The sequence below is a fragment of the Pseudomonas sp. Xaverov 259 genome (genome assembly GCF_019352915.1).
Taxonomy (GTDB): Bacteria; Pseudomonadota; Gammaproteobacteria; order Pseudomonadales; family Pseudomonadaceae; genus Aquipseudomonas.
The window spans coordinates 1,011,628-1,028,140 of sequence record NZ_JAAAFV010000057.1; the positions used below are offsets into that span (position 1 = coordinate 1,011,628).

The 16,513-nt window shown below is 61.0% G+C and carries 12 protein-coding genes; 5 read left to right on the top strand and 7 right to left on the bottom strand.

Going from position 1 to position 16,513, the window contains the following annotated elements; all coding sequences use genetic code 11:
- Positions 1 to 55 precede the first annotated feature (55 nt).
- Together oadA and K0H48_RS27475 are read right to left on the bottom strand one after the other, a co-directional pair.
- Complete coding sequence (gene oadA / locus K0H48_RS27470; protein ID WP_219337472.1) at positions 56 to 1,864, bottom strand: sodium-extruding oxaloacetate decarboxylase subunit alpha; 1,809 nt, start codon at positions 1,862 to 1,864, stop codon at positions 56 to 58.
- 11 nt (positions 1,865 to 1,875) lie between these two features.
- Positions 1,876 to 3,291 (bottom strand): acetyl-CoA carboxylase biotin carboxylase subunit, encoded by a 1,416-nt coding sequence (locus tag K0H48_RS27475; protein ID WP_003213442.1) that lies wholly within the window; start codon positions 3,289 to 3,291, stop codon positions 1,876 to 1,878.
- 195 nt (positions 3,292 to 3,486) lie between these two features.
- Between K0H48_RS27475 and K0H48_RS27480 the strand changes: the two genes are divergently transcribed.
- Complete coding sequence (locus K0H48_RS27480) at positions 3,487 to 4,461, top strand: LysR family transcriptional regulator (protein WP_219337473.1); 975 nt, start codon at positions 3,487 to 3,489, stop codon at positions 4,459 to 4,461.
- On the opposite strand, the gene K0H48_RS30890 is transcribed toward K0H48_RS27480, so the two are convergent.
- From K0H48_RS30890 to K0H48_RS27490, 3 genes are all read right to left on the bottom strand, one after another.
- The gene (locus tag K0H48_RS30890; RefSeq protein WP_257627111.1) at positions 4,391 to 4,585 is read right to left on the bottom strand and encodes a PA3496 family putative envelope integrity protein; all 195 of its coding nucleotides are present in this window, start codon (positions 4,583 to 4,585) and stop codon (positions 4,391 to 4,393) included. The genes K0H48_RS27480 and K0H48_RS30890 overlap by 71 nt on opposite strands.
- 208 nt (positions 4,586 to 4,793) lie before the next feature.
- Positions 4,794 to 5,660 carry a transcriptional regulator HexR gene (hexR, locus tag K0H48_RS27485; RefSeq protein ID WP_003177007.1) on the bottom strand — a complete coding sequence of 289 codons (867 nt, stop codon included), beginning with the start codon at positions 5,658 to 5,660 and terminating at the stop codon, positions 4,794 to 4,796.
- 162 nt (positions 5,661 to 5,822) lie between these two features.
- The gene (locus K0H48_RS27490) at positions 5,823 to 8,696 is read right to left on the bottom strand and encodes an EAL domain-containing protein (protein WP_219337474.1); all 2,874 of its coding nucleotides are present in this window, start codon (positions 8,694 to 8,696) and stop codon (positions 5,823 to 5,825) included.
- Between the two features lie 279 nt (positions 8,697 to 8,975).
- Between K0H48_RS27490 and uvrD the strand changes: the two genes are divergently transcribed.
- From uvrD to K0H48_RS27505, 3 genes are all read left to right on the top strand, one after another.
- Entirely contained in the window at positions 8,976 to 11,159 is a 2,184-nt protein-coding gene (gene uvrD, locus K0H48_RS27495; protein ID WP_219337475.1) for a DNA helicase II, read from the top strand.
- A gap of 295 nt (positions 11,160 to 11,454) precedes the next feature.
- Positions 11,455 to 12,327, top strand: coding sequence for a Tim44 domain-containing protein (locus K0H48_RS27500; protein WP_058421089.1), 873 nt, complete (start codon positions 11,455 to 11,457; stop codon positions 12,325 to 12,327).
- 135 nt (positions 12,328 to 12,462) lie between these two features.
- Positions 12,463 to 12,870, top strand: coding sequence for an SMI1/KNR4 family protein (locus K0H48_RS27505; RefSeq protein ID WP_017135771.1), 408 nt, complete (start codon positions 12,463 to 12,465; stop codon positions 12,868 to 12,870).
- Between the two features lie 14 nt (positions 12,871 to 12,884).
- Here K0H48_RS27505 and K0H48_RS27510 read toward each other — a convergent pair whose 3' ends face one another.
- On the bottom strand, positions 12,885 to 14,648 hold the full coding sequence (locus tag K0H48_RS27510; RefSeq protein WP_138813239.1) for a cation:proton antiporter: 1,764 nt from the start codon (positions 14,646 to 14,648) through the stop codon (positions 12,885 to 12,887).
- Positions 14,649 to 14,939: 291 nt separating this feature from the next.
- Between K0H48_RS27510 and K0H48_RS27515 the strand changes: the two genes are divergently transcribed.
- A complete protein-coding gene (locus K0H48_RS27515) occupies positions 14,940 to 15,425 on the top strand; it encodes an acyl-CoA thioesterase (protein ID WP_003213461.1) in 486 nt (161 codons plus the stop codon).
- 130 nt (positions 15,426 to 15,555) lie between these two features.
- On the opposite strand, the gene pdxY is transcribed toward K0H48_RS27515, so the two are convergent.
- Positions 15,556 to 16,428, bottom strand: coding sequence for a pyridoxal kinase PdxY (gene pdxY / locus K0H48_RS27520; protein WP_058421087.1), 873 nt, complete (start codon positions 16,426 to 16,428; stop codon positions 15,556 to 15,558).
- Positions 16,429 to 16,513 lie beyond the last annotated feature (85 nt).

The window sequence follows — 16,513 nt, forward strand, 5'->3', positions numbered from 1 at the left end:
AAAAAAGGGGGGCACCTGCCCCCCCGAGGATTAAGCGGTAGTGTCGAAGGCTGTATCAGCCTTCGATTTCAATCAGGATTTCGCCAGGGTTGACCCGGTCGCCCTTGGCCACATGAACGGCGGTGACCTTGCCGGCAATCGCTGCCTGCACTTCGGTTTCCATCTTCATGGCTTCGGTAATCAGCACGGCTTGGCCCGCTTTGACCACGTCGCCTTCCTTGACCAATACGTCGACGATGTTGCCCGGCATCGCCGTGCTGACATGGCCCGGCTCGGTTGCATGCTTGCGCTTGCTGCCGCCGCTGCTGACAAACTCGTTGAGCGGTTCGAACACCACTTCTTCGGGCATGCCGTCGATGGACAAGTAGAAGTGCCGCTTGCCTTCGGCTTTCACACCGACACCGGTGATGTCCACACGATAGCTTTCGCCGTGTACGTCGATGACGAACTCGGTCGGCACGCCTTCGCCACCGGCACGCGCCACGCCGCCGGCTTCAGGGATCGGCAACAGCACTTCAGGCGCCAGGGTGCCGGCATCGCGCTCTTCGAGGAACTTGCGCCCGATGTCCGGGAACATGGCGTAGGTCAGCACGTCTTCTTCGGACTTGGCCAATGCGCCGATTTCGCCGCGCAGCTTGGTCATCTCCGGCTTGAGCAGGTCGGCCGGGCGATGGTCGATCACCTCTTCGCTGCCAATGGCCTGGCGACGCAGCTTCTCGTTCACCGTGCCCGGCGCCTTGCCGTAACCGCCTTGCAGGTAGAGCTTCACTTCGTTGGTGATGGTTTTGTAGCGCTCGCCGGCCAGCACGTTGAAGAACGCCTGGGTGCCGACGATCTGCGAGGTCGGCGTGACCAGCGGCGGGAAGCCAAGGTCTTCACGCACGCGCGGGATTTCGGCCAGCACTTCGCTCATGCGGTTGAGTGCGCCCTGCTCTTTCAATTGGTTGGCCAGGTTGGAAATCATCCCGCCCGGCACCTGGTTGACTTGCACGCGGGTGTCGACGGCGGTGAATTCGCTTTCGAACTGGTGGTACTTCTTGCGCACGGCGTAGAAGTACAGGCCAATTTCCTGCAGCAGTTCCAGGCTCAGGCCAGTGTCGAATTCGCTGCCTTTAAGGGCTGCGACCATCGACTCGGTGCCCGGGTGGCTGGTGCCCCAGGCGAAGCTGGAAATGGCGGTGTCGATATGGTCGGCACCGTTTTCGATCGCCTTGAGTTGGCACATCGCAGCCAAGCCGGCGGTGTCGTGGGAGTGGATGAAGATCGGCAAGCTCTGCTCGGCCTTCAGCGCCTTGACTAGTTCGCCGGTGGCGTATGGGGTCAGCAAGCCGGCCATGTCTTTGATGGCTACCGAGTCGCAACCCATGGCTTCCATTTGCTTGGCCTGGGCCACAAATGCCTCGATGGTGTGCACCGGGCTGGTGGTGTAGGCGATGGTGCCCTGGGCGTGTTTGCCGGCGGCTTTGACCGCTTCGATGGCCACGCGCAGGTTACGCACGTCGTTCATGGCGTCGAAGATGCGGAACACGTCGATGCCGTTGACCGCAGCCTTGGCGACGAAGGCTTTGACCACGTCGTCGCTGTAGTGGCGGTAGCCCAGCAGGTTCTGGCCACGCAGCAGCATTTGCAGGCGTGTGTTCGGCAACGCGGCGCGCAGTTTGCGCAGGCGCTCCCACGGGTCTTCCTTGAGGAAGCGCACGCAGGCGTCAAAGGTCGCGCCGCCCCAGACTTCCAGGGACCAGTAGCCCACTTTATCGAGCTTGTCGCAGATCGGCAGCATGTCGTCGGTGCGCATGCGGGTCGCCAGCAGCGATTGGTGGGCGTCGCGCAGGATGGTATCGGTTACGAATATTTTTTTGGACATTGTTGTATTCCTCACAGGCCTGCGTGGGCGGCGATGGCGGCGGCGATGGCCAGGGCCAGCTCTTCGGGTTTGCGCTTGATCGAGTAGTTGGTCAGCTCAGGGTGGCTTTCCACAAAGCTGGTGTTGAACTGGCCGCTGCGGAATTCCGGGTTGCGCAGGATTTCCTGATAGTAGGCGGCGGTGGTCTTCACGCCTTGCAGGCGCATGTCGTCCAGGGCGCGCAGGCCGCGGTCCATGGCTTCTTCCCAGGTCAACGCCCACACCACCAGTTTCAGGCACATGGAGTCGTAGAACGGCGGGATGGTGTAACCGGTGTAGATCGCCGTGTCGGTGCGCACGCCGGGGCCGCCGGGCGCGTAGTAACGGGTGATCTTGCCGAAACTTGGCAGGAAGTTGTTCTTCGGGTCTTCGGCGTTGATACGGAACTGCAACGCGAAACCACGGTGCTGAATGTCTTCCTGTTTCACCGACAGCGGCAGGCCCGAGGCGATGCGGATCTGTTCACGCACGATATCGATGCCGGTGATTTCTTCGGTGATGGTGTGTTCCACCTGCACCCGGGTGTTCATTTCCATGAAGTACACCTCGCCCTCGGCGAGCAGGAACTCCACGGTGCCGGCGTTCTCGTAACCCACGGCCTTGGCCGCGCGCACCGACAGATCGCCGATATAGGCGCGTTGTTCAGGCGTCAATTGCGGGCTTGGGGCGATTTCGATGAGCTTCTGGTTACGACGCTGGATCGAGCAATCGCGCTCGAACAGATGCACCACGTTGCCAAAGCTGTCACCGAGGATCTGCGCCTCGATGTGCTTGGGATTGACGATGCATTTTTCCAGGAACACTTCCGCCGAACCGAACGCCTTGGTGGCCTCGGAAATAACACGGGGGAAGGCTTGTTCAAGTTCTTCGCGGCTGTTGCAGCGACGGATGCCGCGACCGCCACCACCGGAGGTGGCCTTGAGCATCACTGGGTAACCAATGCGGTCGCCTTCGGTGAGGGCTTCGGCGATATCGGCGACGTTGCCTTCGGTGCCCGGCGTGACCGGCACACCGGCCTTGATCATGCTGCGGCGTGCTTCGGTCTTGTCGCCCATGCGGCGGATCACTTCGGCCGACGGGCCGATGAACTTGATCCCGCGCTCGGCGCAGATGTCTGCCAATTCGGCGTTTTCCGAGAGGAAACCATAGCCCGGGTGCAAGGCGTCACAACCGGTTTCCACGGCCAGGTTCACCAGCTTGCGCGGGTTCAGGTAACCGGCCAGCGGCTCGGCACCAATGCTGTGGGCTTCGTCAGCACGTTTAACGTGCAACGCGTGGCGGTCGGCGTCCGAGTAAACCGCGACCGAGCGAATGCCCATCTCGGCGCAGGCACGCACGATTCGTACGGCAATTTCACCACGGTTGGCGATCAGGATCTTTTTTATCACTTGGAAATTCCCTTGAGCCGATTGCTGCGTTCTACGACCCATTGGATCCGGGTCGGCGCGTGACCAAATGTTTCATGACAGTCGCGAGACACACACTAGGCGTAACGGAGGATTAACAAAAATCAATAATTATTGGGTCGTGTATAAGTAAAGACTTATAGTTAGCCGGTCGGCTTGAGGCGAGAGGATATAAATATGCGTAAGTCATTGATGCGATTGACATTACGTCAGCTGCAAATCTTCCATGAAGTGTGTGATTTACGGTCCTACAGCCGCGCGGCCGAGGAAATGTCGCTCACGCAACCTGCCGTCAGCCTGCAAATCCGCCAGCTTGAAGAGCTGATCGGCCAGCCGCTGTTCGATTACGTCGGCAAAAAGCTCTACATGACTGAAGCAGCCGAAGCCTTGCAACGGGCCAGCCGGGATATTTTCGGGCGCCTGGAAAACCTCGATATGCAGCTGTCGGACATGCAAGGTTCGCTGCAAGGCCAGCTGAAGCTGGCGATCGAATCCAGCGCCAAGTACTTCGTGCCACACCTGTTTGCCGCCTTCAAACGCCAGCACCCGGAGGTACAGTTGCACCTCACGGTGGTCAACCGCGCCCAAGTGATTCGCAGGCTGTCGGACAACCGCGACGACCTGGTGATCATGTCCATGGTGCCCCAGGACATGGGCCTGGAATTCCTGCCGTTTCTGAATAACCCGATTGTTGCCGTGGCGCCGCTCGACCACCCGCTGAGCCTGCAAGGGCCGCTGCGCCTTCAAGACCTGGAACCCTACACGCTGCTCATCCGCGAACCAGGTTCCGGCACGCGACTGGCCTGCGAGGAGTACTTCAAGGAAAAACGCGTGCACTTCACCCAGACGGTGGAAGTGGCCTCGGCCGAGGCGCAGCGCGAGTGCGTCAGCGCAGGGTTGGGCGTGGCGTTGCTGACGCGCCACGCAGTCAACCTGGAGCTGGCCACCGGCGGGCTCAAGGAGCTGCCGGTGGAAGAACTGCCGCTGTACCGCAGTTGGTGCCTGGTGCAAGCCAAAGCCAAGCGCCTGTCACCGGTGGCCCATGCGTTCCTGGGCTTTATCCGCAGCGAACGCGTACAGATCAGCGCGCTGGCTGAGCGTTTCGCTGGGCAGCCACGGGTGCCTGCCAGTGGAGTTCCGGGTAGTCACTGATGCTCTGGAGCAATTGGCGCTCTTCGCAACGGTCTTCGATTGCACGACGGAACGCCATGCGGCGCTGGTCTTCTTGCTGACGACGGGTTTTGACGGTGCTGCTGTCTTCGTATTGCCGGGCCATTTCGAGTCTCCCAATGCGAGTACGGGGAGTACAGGATGGGCGCAAGGGATGACGGTTTGGCGGCGCGAGGGTTACAGGACGATGAATCTTCTGAACTGATCGTTCCCACGCTCTGCGTGGGAATGCAGCCTTGGACGCTCCGCGTCCCGCGACGCAGAGCGTCGCAAGAGACACTCCCACGCAGAGCGTGGGAGCGATCAAAACCCCACTAGTCGTCGAGGGCTTTGACCGACTTGGGTGACAACCGCAGGCTACGCAAGCTGCGCTTCACGCTCTTGAGGTGGTTGACCAGGCTCGGCCCGCGCGCCATGGCCACGCCCATCGCCAACACGTCGATCACCACCAGGTGGGCGATACGCGAGGTCAGCGGCGTGTAGATTTCAGTGTCTTCATGCACGTCGATCGCCAGGTTGACCGTCGACAGCTCCGCCAACGGCGTCTGGCTCGGGCACAGGGTGATCAACGACGCGCCGCTTTCACGCACCAGGTTGGCGGTGATCAGCAGGTCTTTGGAGCGCCCGGACTGGGAAATGCAGATGGCCACGTCGGTCGGCTTCAAGGTCACCGCCGACATCGCCTGCATGTGCGGGTCACTGTAGGCCGCTGCGGTGAGCAGCAGGCGGAAGAATTTGTGCTGGGCATCCGCCGCTACCGCGCCGGACGCACCGAAACCATAGAACTCCACGCGCTGGGCCTGGGACATGGCGGTCACGGCCTTCTGCAACTCCACCGGGTCGAGTTTCTCGCGCACTTCCATAAGCGTGTGCAAGGTGGTGTCGAAGATTTTCAGGCTGTAGTCGGCGACGGAGTCGTCTTCATGGATAGCAAACTGCCCGAAGCTCGCACCGGCCGCCAGGCTTTGCGCCAGCTTGAGTTTCAAATCCTGGAACCCGGAGCAACCGATGGCGCGGCAAAACCGCACGATGGTCGGCTCACTGATACCCACACTGTGGGCCAGGTCGGCCATGGAACTGTGCATCACGGCCGCAGGGTCAAGCAGCACGTGATCGGCAACCTTGAGTTCCGATTTGCGTAACAGGTGGCGCGACTGGGCGATATGTTGCAACAGGTTCAAAGGGCAGGACTCTTGTTATTGGCAGACGCCAGGGATGTAGCAAGCTTGTAGTTATACTACAAGAATTACCGTTTTGCCCGCCCGATGCATCACTAAATCGCCCTGATGCCCTTTGAATCAGCGGGCAGCCGCCTTGTAGCCACAGGGGCGGCGCGGCGGTCTTTAAGGAAAGTCGGTATTTTTTCGTAATAAATCCGCCAGCCCTTCCGCCGCCATCGGCCGACTGATCAAGTAACCCTGTACTTCATCGCAGCGTTCGCCGCGCAGGAAATCCAGCTGCTGCTGGTCTTCCACACCTTCGGCCACCACCTTGAGCGCCAGCCCATGGGCCATGGCGATGATTGCGCGAGTGATGGCCGCATCTTCCCGGCCCTGGCCAAGCCCGCGAATAAACGTCTGGTCGATCTTCACGTAATCCACCGGGATGCGCTTGAGGTAGCTGAGGGACGAATACCCGGTGCCGAAGTCATCAATGGCCAGCTTAACGCCCAGATCGCGCAGTTGCTGGAAGGTGGCGATGATGTGCTCAACGCTGTCGAGCAGTTGGCTTTCGGTCAGCTCCAGCTCCAGGTATTGCGGGTCCAGGCCGGTTTCTTCGAGCACTTGGCGCACCAGGCTGACCAACTTGCCCTGGCGCAGCTGATGCACGGAAAGGTTCACCGACACGCGGATCGGCGCCAGCCCCTGGCGCTGCCATTCGCACGCTTGCCAGCAAGCCTGGCGCAGCACGAATTCGCCCAGCGGCACGATCAGGCCGGTCTCTTCGGCCAAGCCGATAAAGTCCCCCGGCGGCACCATGCCCCACTGCGGATGCTCCCAACGCACCAGCGCCTCGACGGCGTTCAGTTTGCCCGTGGCCAGGCACAGTTTCGGTTGATAGAACACCGTGAGCTGGCGCTCGTCGATGGCCTTGCGCAGGTGGTTTTCGAGTTGCAAACGTTCCAGCGTGCTGGCTTGCAGGCTGTCGGTATAGAACTGGAAATTGTTGCCGCCCAAATGCTTGGCGTGCTGCATGGCCATGTTGGATTGGCTGACCAGCGCAGAAATTTCCCGCGCATTGTCCGGCAGCAAACTGACGCCCATAGAGGCGCTGACCACCAGCTCATGCCCCTCCACCGTCACCGGCACCCGCAATTTGGCGAGCAGCCGCGTGGCCACCCGTGCCAGGCTCGACAGGCTGCCGTAGGCATCGAACAGCACCGCAAACTCATCACCGGACAGGCGTGCGATGGTGTCGGCTTCGGGCAAGGCATTGATCAGACGGCGGGCCATTTTCTGCAAAAGTTGGTCGGCGACTTCATGGCCGAGGCTGTCGTTGAGCAGCTTGAAGCGGTCCAGGTTGATATGCAGCAGCGCCAGGCTGCGCCCGCCCTGGCGCACCCGCGTATGCGCCTCACGCAGGCGTTCGCGAAACAGCGAACGGTTGGCCAGGCCCGTCAGTTCGTCATAGTGAGTGAGGTAGCGCATACGCTCCTCGGATTCACGCCGCGCGGACAAATCGGCGAAGAAGCCTACAATATGGCTGACTTTTCCCCGAGCATCGCGCACCACATTCAATTGCAGCCACTGCGGGTACAGCTCGCCGTTCTTGCGCGTTTCCACCAACTCGCCCTGCCAGGTGCCATGGCTGAGCAGTGCCTGGCGAATCACCGGGAAGTGGCGGCGGGCGTCGCGGCTGCTGGGCAGTTCCACAACATTGCGGCCGATCATGTCATCGATTTCAAAGCCGGTGACGCGACTGAAGGCTTGGTTGACCGCAATCAACACGTACTCGGGGTCCAGAATCACGATGCCTTCGCTGGCCGCCTCGAACACCGTCGAGGCCAGGCGTTGCTGTTCCTCCAGGGCCTTGTCGGCGCTGATGTCGCGCCGAGTGCCGAGCATCCGCGTGACGCGGCCGCTGGGCGTGCGCTCCACGGCACGACCCCGGTCTTCGATCCACACCCAATGGCCGTCGCCATGGCGCACGCGGTATTCCACCTGGTAATCCTCGCTGCGCCCTTTGAGGTGCTCCACCAGCGCACGCTTGAGCAACGGCAGGTCTTCGGGGTGCAGGCGCGGCTTGAGGTGGCTGAGCATCGCCGTGACGTATTCGGGCTCCAGGCCAAACAACTCTTTGAGCTGGGTGTGATGCACCTCGTCAGTTTGCAGGTTCCAGTCCCACAGGCCCAACTCGCTGGCCTGCAGGGCCATGGCCAGGCGCGCTTCGCTTTTGTTCAGCGCCAGGCTGGCGGCATCAAGTTCCTGGCCGCGTTGTGTCACGCGGTCTTGCAGGCCGATTTGGGCGTCGCGTAATTCCTGTTCGACCTGGCGACGTTGGCCGACCTCGCGCACCAGTTCCTGATTCAACTGCTCGCTGCGTTGCTGCGCCTGCTGCAGATGCTCGATCAGCGCCTGGTTCTGAAAGCGCCGCAACAAGCCGCGCTGGATCAGGCGGTTGACCTGCCAGGCCACCAGGCTCAACGAGGCCAGCAGGATCAGGCCAAGCACGCCCCAACCTTGTTGCTGTGCAGTGCCGTTCCAGAACAGATAGACAATCGCCGGCAGCAGACACGGCAGCGCAAAGGACAGGAACGCCGGCAAACTCACGGCATAGGCCACGCTGGCCGACAGCGTTGCGGCGCCGATCAGGCCGAACACCCAGGCCTGCTGCATAAAGCTGTCCGCCGGCACCAGGGCGATGGCGGCGGTGGCCAGGGTCAAGCCACTGACCGCCGAGCCGAGCATGAACATGCGCCGCCAGATCGGTAGGGCCTGGCGGCTGGGCATCGCCGAATCGAACGCCGCCACCTGGATCACGCGCAGGGCCACCAGGGCGAGCAGCCAGACCAGCCAGATACTGTCCAACAGGTATTGCTTGGGGTTCCACAGCAACCAGGCGCAGACCAGGCCGTTGACCAGCATCAATAACGTCGGCAGCAAGGAGCCTTGATACAACAGGCGAGTGCGTTCGACCGCCATCTCGGTTGCGTAATGTTTACGAATGACCTGCGCGGGCGCCACCGAGGGGCCAAACAGGTCGGGACTGAGGGTCATAGGCAGTGTTCTTATAATGGTGAGCCCGAAACGTGGACGGAGCATACACAAGCAAGCGCTTGGGCCAAACTGCTCCAAGTCATAAAAACCACATGGTTTTTACACACAACCTTCGTGGCCAAAGCGCATGAGCTAGACCCTGCGCGGGCTGTGGGCCATGACTTACCGGTCATCACCGCCAGCAGAATGTTTGCGCGGCCAGGATCACCCGGAATGTTTTGCATCGACCACCCGGCATTGGGATTTGCCCGACTCCCCGCAGCACCCTAGAATGCGCCGATGCGCGATGATCTCTCCCTTTTGCTGAACTCCCTCAACGATGCCCAACGCCAGGCTGTCGCAGCCCCCGTTGGCCGTCAGTTGGTCCTGGCCGGTGCTGGCTCCGGTAAAACCCGAGTGCTGGTGCACCGTATCGCCTGGTTGATCCAGGTCGAAAACGCGTCCCCGCATTCCATTTTGTCGGTGACCTTCACCAACAAGGCCGCTGCCGAGATGCGTCATCGCATCGAGCAGTTGATGGGCATCAGCCCGGCCGGCATGTGGGTGGGCACCTTCCACGGCCTGGCGCACCGCCTGTTGCGGGCGCACTGGCAGGAAGCAGGCCTGGCCCAGACTTTCCAGATTCTCGACAGCGATGACCAGCAACGCCTGGTCAAGCGGGTGATCCGCGAACTGGGCCTGGATGAACAACGCTGGCCGGCGCGTCAGGCGCAATGGTTTATCAACGGCCAGAAAGACGAAGGCCTGCGCCCGCAGCATATCCAGGCCAGTGGCGATTTGTTCCTGGCCACCATGCGCAGCATTTATGAAGCCTACGAGGCCGCCTGCGTGCGCGCCGGCGTGATCGACTTCTCGGAGCTGCTGCTGCGCGCCCTCGACCTGTGGCGCGACAACCCAGGCTTGCTGGCCCATTACCAGAAACGCTTCCGGCACATTCTGGTGGACGAGTTCCAGGACACCAACGCCGTGCAGTACGCCTGGTTGCGCCTGCTGGCCAAGGGCGGCGACAGCTTGATGGTGGTGGGCGACGACGACCAGTCGATCTACGGCTGGCGCGGCGCGAAAATCGAGAACATCTACCAGTATTCCGACGACTTCCCGGACGCGATCACCATCCGTCTGGAACAGAACTACCGCTCCACCGCCGGCATCCTCAAGGCTGCCAACGCCTTGATCGCCAACAACACCGGGCGCATGGGCAAAGAGTTGTGGACCGACGGCGGCGAAGGCGAAGCGATCAACCTGTACGCCGCGTTCAACGAACACGACGAAGCACGCTACGTGGTGGAAACCATCGAAAGCGCGTTGAAAACCGGCCTGGCGCGCAGCGATATCGCGATTCTGTACCGCTCCAACGCCCAATCGCGGGTGCTGGAAGAAGCTTTGCTGCGCGAGCGCATTCCGTACCGCATCTATGGCGGCCAGCGCTTCTTCGAGCGTGCCGAAATCAAGAACGCCATGGCCTACCTGCGCTTGCTGGAAGGCCGTGGCAACGATGCGGCGCTGGAGCGGGTGATCAACATCCCGGCGCGTGGCATCGGTGAGAAAACCGTTGAAGCGATTCGCGACCACGCCCGCCACGCCGATGTGTCGATGTGGGAATCCATGCGCTTGCTGATCGCCAACAAGGGCCTGACCGGCCGCGCCGCCGGGGCGCTGGGCGTGTTTGTCGAGTTGATCGAGAACCTGGCGGCCAAATGCGCGGAAATGCCGCTGCACTTGATGACCCAGACGGTGATCGAGCAGTCCGGCCTGATCGCCTATCACGAAGCGGAAAAAGGCGAAAAAGGCCAGGCCCGGGTAGAAAACCTTGAGGAACTGGTCAGCGCTGCCCGCGCCTTCGAAAACACCGAGGAAGATGAAGAGCTGACGCCGCTCGCTGCCTTCCTGGGCCACGCGTCGCTGGAAGCCGGCGATACCCAGGCCGATGAGCATGAAGACAGCATCCAGCTGATGACCTTGCACAGTGCCAAGGGCCTGGAATTTCCGTATGTGTTCCTGGTGGGCATGGAAGAAGGCCTGTTCCCGCACAAGATGAGCCTGGAAGAGCCCGGCCGCCTTGAGGAAGAACGCCGCCTGGCCTACGTAGGCATCACCCGTGCCATGCAGAACCTGGTGATGACCTACGCCGAGACCCGACGCCTCTACGGCAGCGAGACCTACAACAAGGTGTCGCGCTTCGTACGTGAAGTGCCGAAGGGCCTGATCCAGGAAGTGCGCTTGTCCAACAGCGTCAGCCGACCGTTCGGCGGCGGCCAGCAGCAGAACTCCAGCAGCATGTTTGCCGGCTCCGAAATACCGGAAACCCCATTCAGCCTTGGCCAGCAGGTCAAGCATGCGATCTTCGGCGAGGGTGTGATCCTCAACTTCGAAGGCGCTGGCGCCCAGGCACGGGTGCAGGTGAACTTCGCCGAAGGCAGCAAGTGGCTGATGATGGGTTACGCGAAGCTCGAAGCCGTCTGACGAGGGCGCTTCATGATCATTCCCACGCTCCGCGTGGGAATGCATCCAGTGACGCTCTGCGTCACTCCTTCAAAGCGGGACGCGGAGCGTCCCAAGCGGCGTTCCCACGCAGAGCGTGGGAACGATCTGCGGTGGTGCCCTTGTTTTTATGCAGTACGGGCCAATATCTGAGATAAGTCCTACGGGCCATTCTGAATCGGTCTTACGCAAAAGCCCGAAACATTATGTCGCTAGCCACTGTCACGACACCTGTGCAACATGGCGCGCGTGCAATCCACAAATGGGAATTCCCTTTATGAAACGATTTCTTAGCATCGCCATGGCGTTGTGCATCGGCCTGACGATGAGCCTCGACGCCAACGCCAAGCGCTTCGGTGGCGGCAAAAGCATGGGCTCGGCGCCGACTCACCAGACCAGCCAAATGGCTCCTTCCGCCGGTGGCGTGGGCGGCGCAGCCGCGACCGCAGGCGCAGCAGGTGCTGCTGGCGCTGCCGCCAAGGCCGGCGGTGCTTCGCGCTGGTTGGGCCCACTGGCCGGTATCGCTGCCGGTGGCCTGCTCGCTTCCATGTTCATGGGCGGCGGTTTCCAGGGCATGCAGATCTTCGACATCCTGATCCTGGCCGTCATCGCCTTTGTGATCTTCCGCTTTATCGCCGCCCGTCGACGCAAGCAGCAGGAGCACCTGGCTCCAGCCGGCGCGCCGATGCAGCGTGAAGTGTTCGAGCAAAAACCAGCCATGGGCTCGATCTTCGGTGGTTCGGCCGCGCCTGCTGCCGCCCGTCCGGTGATCAATGCACCGGCCTGGTTCAACGAAGAACGTTTCGTCGAAGCGGCCCGCAGCCACTTCCAGTCCCTGCAGCAGCACTGGGACGCCAACGAAATGGACAAGATCGCCGAGTTCGTGACCCCGCAACTGCTGGAGTTCCTCAAGCGCGAACGCGCCGAGATCGGTGATGCGTTCCAGTCGACTTACATCGACGACCTGCGCGTGCAACTGGACGGTGTGGATGATCGCGCCGACAAGACCATCGCCACCCTGACCTTCAGCGGTGTGTCGAAGACCTCGCGCTTCGACCAGGGCGAAGTGTTCAGCGAAAGCTGGAACATGGAACGCCCGCAAGGCGAGAACCAGCCTTGGCTGGTCGCCGGTATCCGCCAGAACGGCTGATAACCGCACGCTTGAGCACTTGGTAATAAAAACCCCGGACATGTTCCGGGGTTTTCTATTTCGCGGTTGCACTTATAGCGAGCTACTGTATAAAACGCCCTATTAACCGCGCCAACTAGCAAGAGGATCCCGGCCGTGGAAGAAATCATCGAACAATTGCGTGAAGCCAACGAACCGGTCCCGGTTCCTCTGGAGCTGCCTGACGAAGACCAGATTGTGGAAATCGAGGAACAACTGTTCATCGACATCCCGTTTGTCTTCCGTGAATTCCTGCTGACTGTCAGCGATGTGGTGTACGGCAGCCTGGAACCGGTGACCGTCACCGACCCGCAGTCCCATACCTACCTGCCGGACGTTGCCGCCAACGCCTGGGACGCCGGTGTTGACCGCAGCATGATCCCGATCTGCCAGGACGGCGATGACTACTACTGCGTCGAAGAAGACGGCACCGTGGTGCTGTGGTCCGGCGAAGAAGAACTGGTCACCGAAGAAACCTGGGAATCGGTGTGGCACTGGGCGCGGGACGTCTGGCTGGAAAGCTGAGCCCCGCCAGACCTCTAGTGCTCCGGCGTATCTTTGTGGTTATCCAGGGTCTCCAGCAAGGCGACCTGCATCCGCGTATGCACGCGGATGAACCACCGCCAGAGCACCGCGGCTACCGCCGCCGTGACCACGGCAATCAGCACCAGCAGCTTGTTGGTGGGCAAAATACTCGCCGACAAGGCTGCCAATAGCAGGAAGATCACCAGCAGCGACAGGACCGGGATCACCTCGGCGATCACCCGTCGCACACGCTGAGTATGCCGCCCGGCCATCTCCGGTTTCACACTCATCTCCGCCAGCAACATCGACAGCGCCTTGAGCTTACGGTACGCCGCAATCAGAAACGGCAGCGACAGCAGCAATGCTCCGCCCCAAATCAATGCCTTCTGCCAGCTGGGGTCACTGATCCAGCCTTGCAGATATCCGCCAATGCGCGCCGCGAAGAAACTGCCGGCAAAAAAGATCGCGATCACCAATGCCAGGTTCACGCCCACTTGCAGGATGATCTTGCGAATCATCGACGCCAGCATCGCGCCCTCACCTTGAGGCTGAATGCTGCGCAACCATTCGCCATACATGCCGAACACCCGGCTCATGCGCTTGGGCATTACCGCGGCGATCTTCAACGACAATGGGTCAGCCCCACGAATCAGGTACGGCGTGAGCAGCGTGGTGATCGCCGAAACTGCCACCGCCACCGGATAGAGGAAGTCGCTGGTCACCTGCAAGGTCATCCCGAGCGCGGCGATGATGAAGGAAAACTCGCCAATCTGTGACAGCCCCATGCCCACACGCAGTGAGGTACGGCCATCATTGCCGGCGATAAACGCCCCCAGGCCGCAGGACAGCATCTTGCCCAGCACCACCGCCACGGTAATCACCGCGATTGGCCAGGCGTACTGCAGCAGGATCTGCGGGTCGATCATCAAGCCAATGGCGACAAAGAAAATTGCGCTGAACATGTCGCGAACCGGTTCGATCAGGCGCTCAATTTTAATTAACTGGCGAGACTCGGCCATGATCGCGCCGATCAGGAAGGCGCCCAGCACCATGCTGTATTCGAGCTTGACCACCAGCAGGCAAAAGCCGAAACACAGACCCAGCACGGTGATCAGCAGCATCTCGTTACTTTCAAACTTGGCCACATAGGCCAGCAGACGCGGCACCAGCAAAATGCCGATCACCAACGCCACAATCATGAACAGCGACAGCTTGCCGACCGTGGAGAACACCTCGCCGGAACTCACCGTGCCGCTGACCGCGATGCTCGACAGCAAGGCGATGATGCCGATGCCCAGGATGTCCTCAACGATCAGTACGCCAAAAATCAGTTGGGCAAAGCGCTGGTTCTTCATCTTCAGGTCATTGAGTGCCTTGACGATGATGGTGGTCGAGGAAATCGCCAGGATCGCGCCGAGGAACAGCGAATCCATGGTGTTCCAGTCAAACCAGCGGCCGATCTCGTAGCCGATCCAGATCATCAGGATGATTTCCAGGAAGGCCGCGATAAACGCCGTGGCGCCGACCTTGAACAACTTGCGCAGGCTGAACTCCAGGCCCAGGCAGAACATCAGGAAGATCACCCCCAACTCAGCCAGGGTCTTGATGGTGTCTTCGTCGTGGATCAAACCGAACGGTGGCGTATGAGGGCCAATGATGAACCCGGCGACGATATACCCCAGCACCACCGGCTGCTTGAGACGGTGAAACAGGATGGTGACAACCCCTGCCACCAGCATGATCACGGCCAAGTCCTGGATAAAGCTGATGGCGTGCATGGCGAGGGGCTCCTTGAGGGTACTGGCGCTTTTCCCACTTCCGCACGCGCCCTTGAACAGTCGCGAAGCGCGGAAGGAAAAGTCTGCCTTGATCGTAAGAAATGCCCTGAGATGGGCTTTTGAAGGTTAACACCGCGACTTCCGGCAGAAAGCCGGTGCAATATATGGAAACAGATCGGCATTCGCGTGACGGCAAGCCGCCCATCGGCGTCCCGTTAGGGAGAGCGCTGTAAAGATTCCAGCACCCGTAGAGGTGTCCCCCAACCAATGCCTACAACCCGTGAGTGTGCTATGGAACCCGGAAACGCCCAGCTGTCGATGACGGTATTGATGACCCCTGACATGGCCAACTTCTCAGGCAATGTTCACGGCGGCACCCTGCTCAAGTACCTCGACGAAGTGGCCTACGCCTGCGCGAGCCGTTACGCGGGCCGTTATGTGGTGACGCTGTCGGTTGACCAGGTGATTTTTCGCGAGCCGATCCATGTCGGCGAGCTGGTGACCTTCCTGGCCTCGGTCAACTACACCGGCAACACGTCGATGGAAGTGGGCATCAAGGTGGTGACAGAGAACATCCGCGAGCGCTCGGTGCGCCATACCAACAGTTGCTTCTTCACCATGGTGGCCGTGGACGACCAGCGCAAACCCGCTGCCGTCCCGCCGCTGCAGCCGCAGAACAGCGAAGACAAGCGCCGGTTTGTGCAGGCGCAACAGCGTCGGCAGATCCGTCAGGAGCTGGAGAAGCGCTACCAGGAAATCAAGGCCGACGGGCCGTAAGTTTCGAGCTGTAAACCCAATCGAATGTGGGAGCTGGCTTGCCTGCGATAGCGGTGTGTCAGGCGGCAGAGATGTCGACTGTCAGGCCCTCATCGCAGGCAAGCCAGCTCCCACATTGGGTTTTGTGTGTTTACAGGCCGATGGGTGTTGCTTCGAAGCGCACGCGCGGATGCGCGATCCGATCCTGGGCCCGCACCAACTCCAGCTCGTAACTGGCACACGCCTGGGTTTCCAGCAGCACTTCATGCACCGCTGCGGCGGTGAATTCGAAGGCTGCCAACAGGCTGTCACCCAACAGCACACGCGCCAGGAACAACCCCGACGTCAGGTCGCCCACGCCCACCGGCTGACGCGGGAACGCCAGCAACGGCCGGCGCAAGTGCCAGCTGCCTTCTGCTGTGACCAGCAGCATCTCGAAACCCTCCGGCAGCTTGCCCGGGTAATCCAAGTGCTTGACCAATACCGCTTTCGGCCCACGGGCCAGCAGCGCCTTGGCCATGGCCAGGCAATCGAACAGCGATTGCGGCTTGCGCCCGGCGAAGCTATCCAGCTCAAGCTGGTTGGGGCACAGGAAATCCGCCATGGCCGCCGCCTCGTCCAGCAGGAAATCGCTGACTTCCTGGGGCACGATGCAGCCTTTTTCCGGATGGCCCATGACGGGGTCGCACAGGTACAGGGCTTTAGGGTTGATGGCCTTGATACGTGCCACGCCGGTCAAAATCGCGCGGCCCTGGTCGGCACTGCCCAAGTAGCCGGACAGCACCGCATCGCAGTTGCCCAGCTCGCCAATCGCGGCAATGCCTTCTACCAGCGCCGGAATTTGCTGCGGCGCCAGCACTTCGCCCGCCCACTGGCCATACTGGGTGTGGTTGGAGAACTGCACCGTGTTCAGCGGCCAGACGTTCACCCCGACCCGCTGCATGGGGAATACGGCGGCGCTGTTTCCGGCGTGGCCAAAGACCACATGAGACTGGATCGCAAGCAGATGAGGTGTGCGTTTCATGCGGGAGATTTCCGTAAAGCCGTTTGAATTCTGGCCGCGCAGTATGCGACTAAACGCAGCCTGTACGACAGACTAGAGACACAGT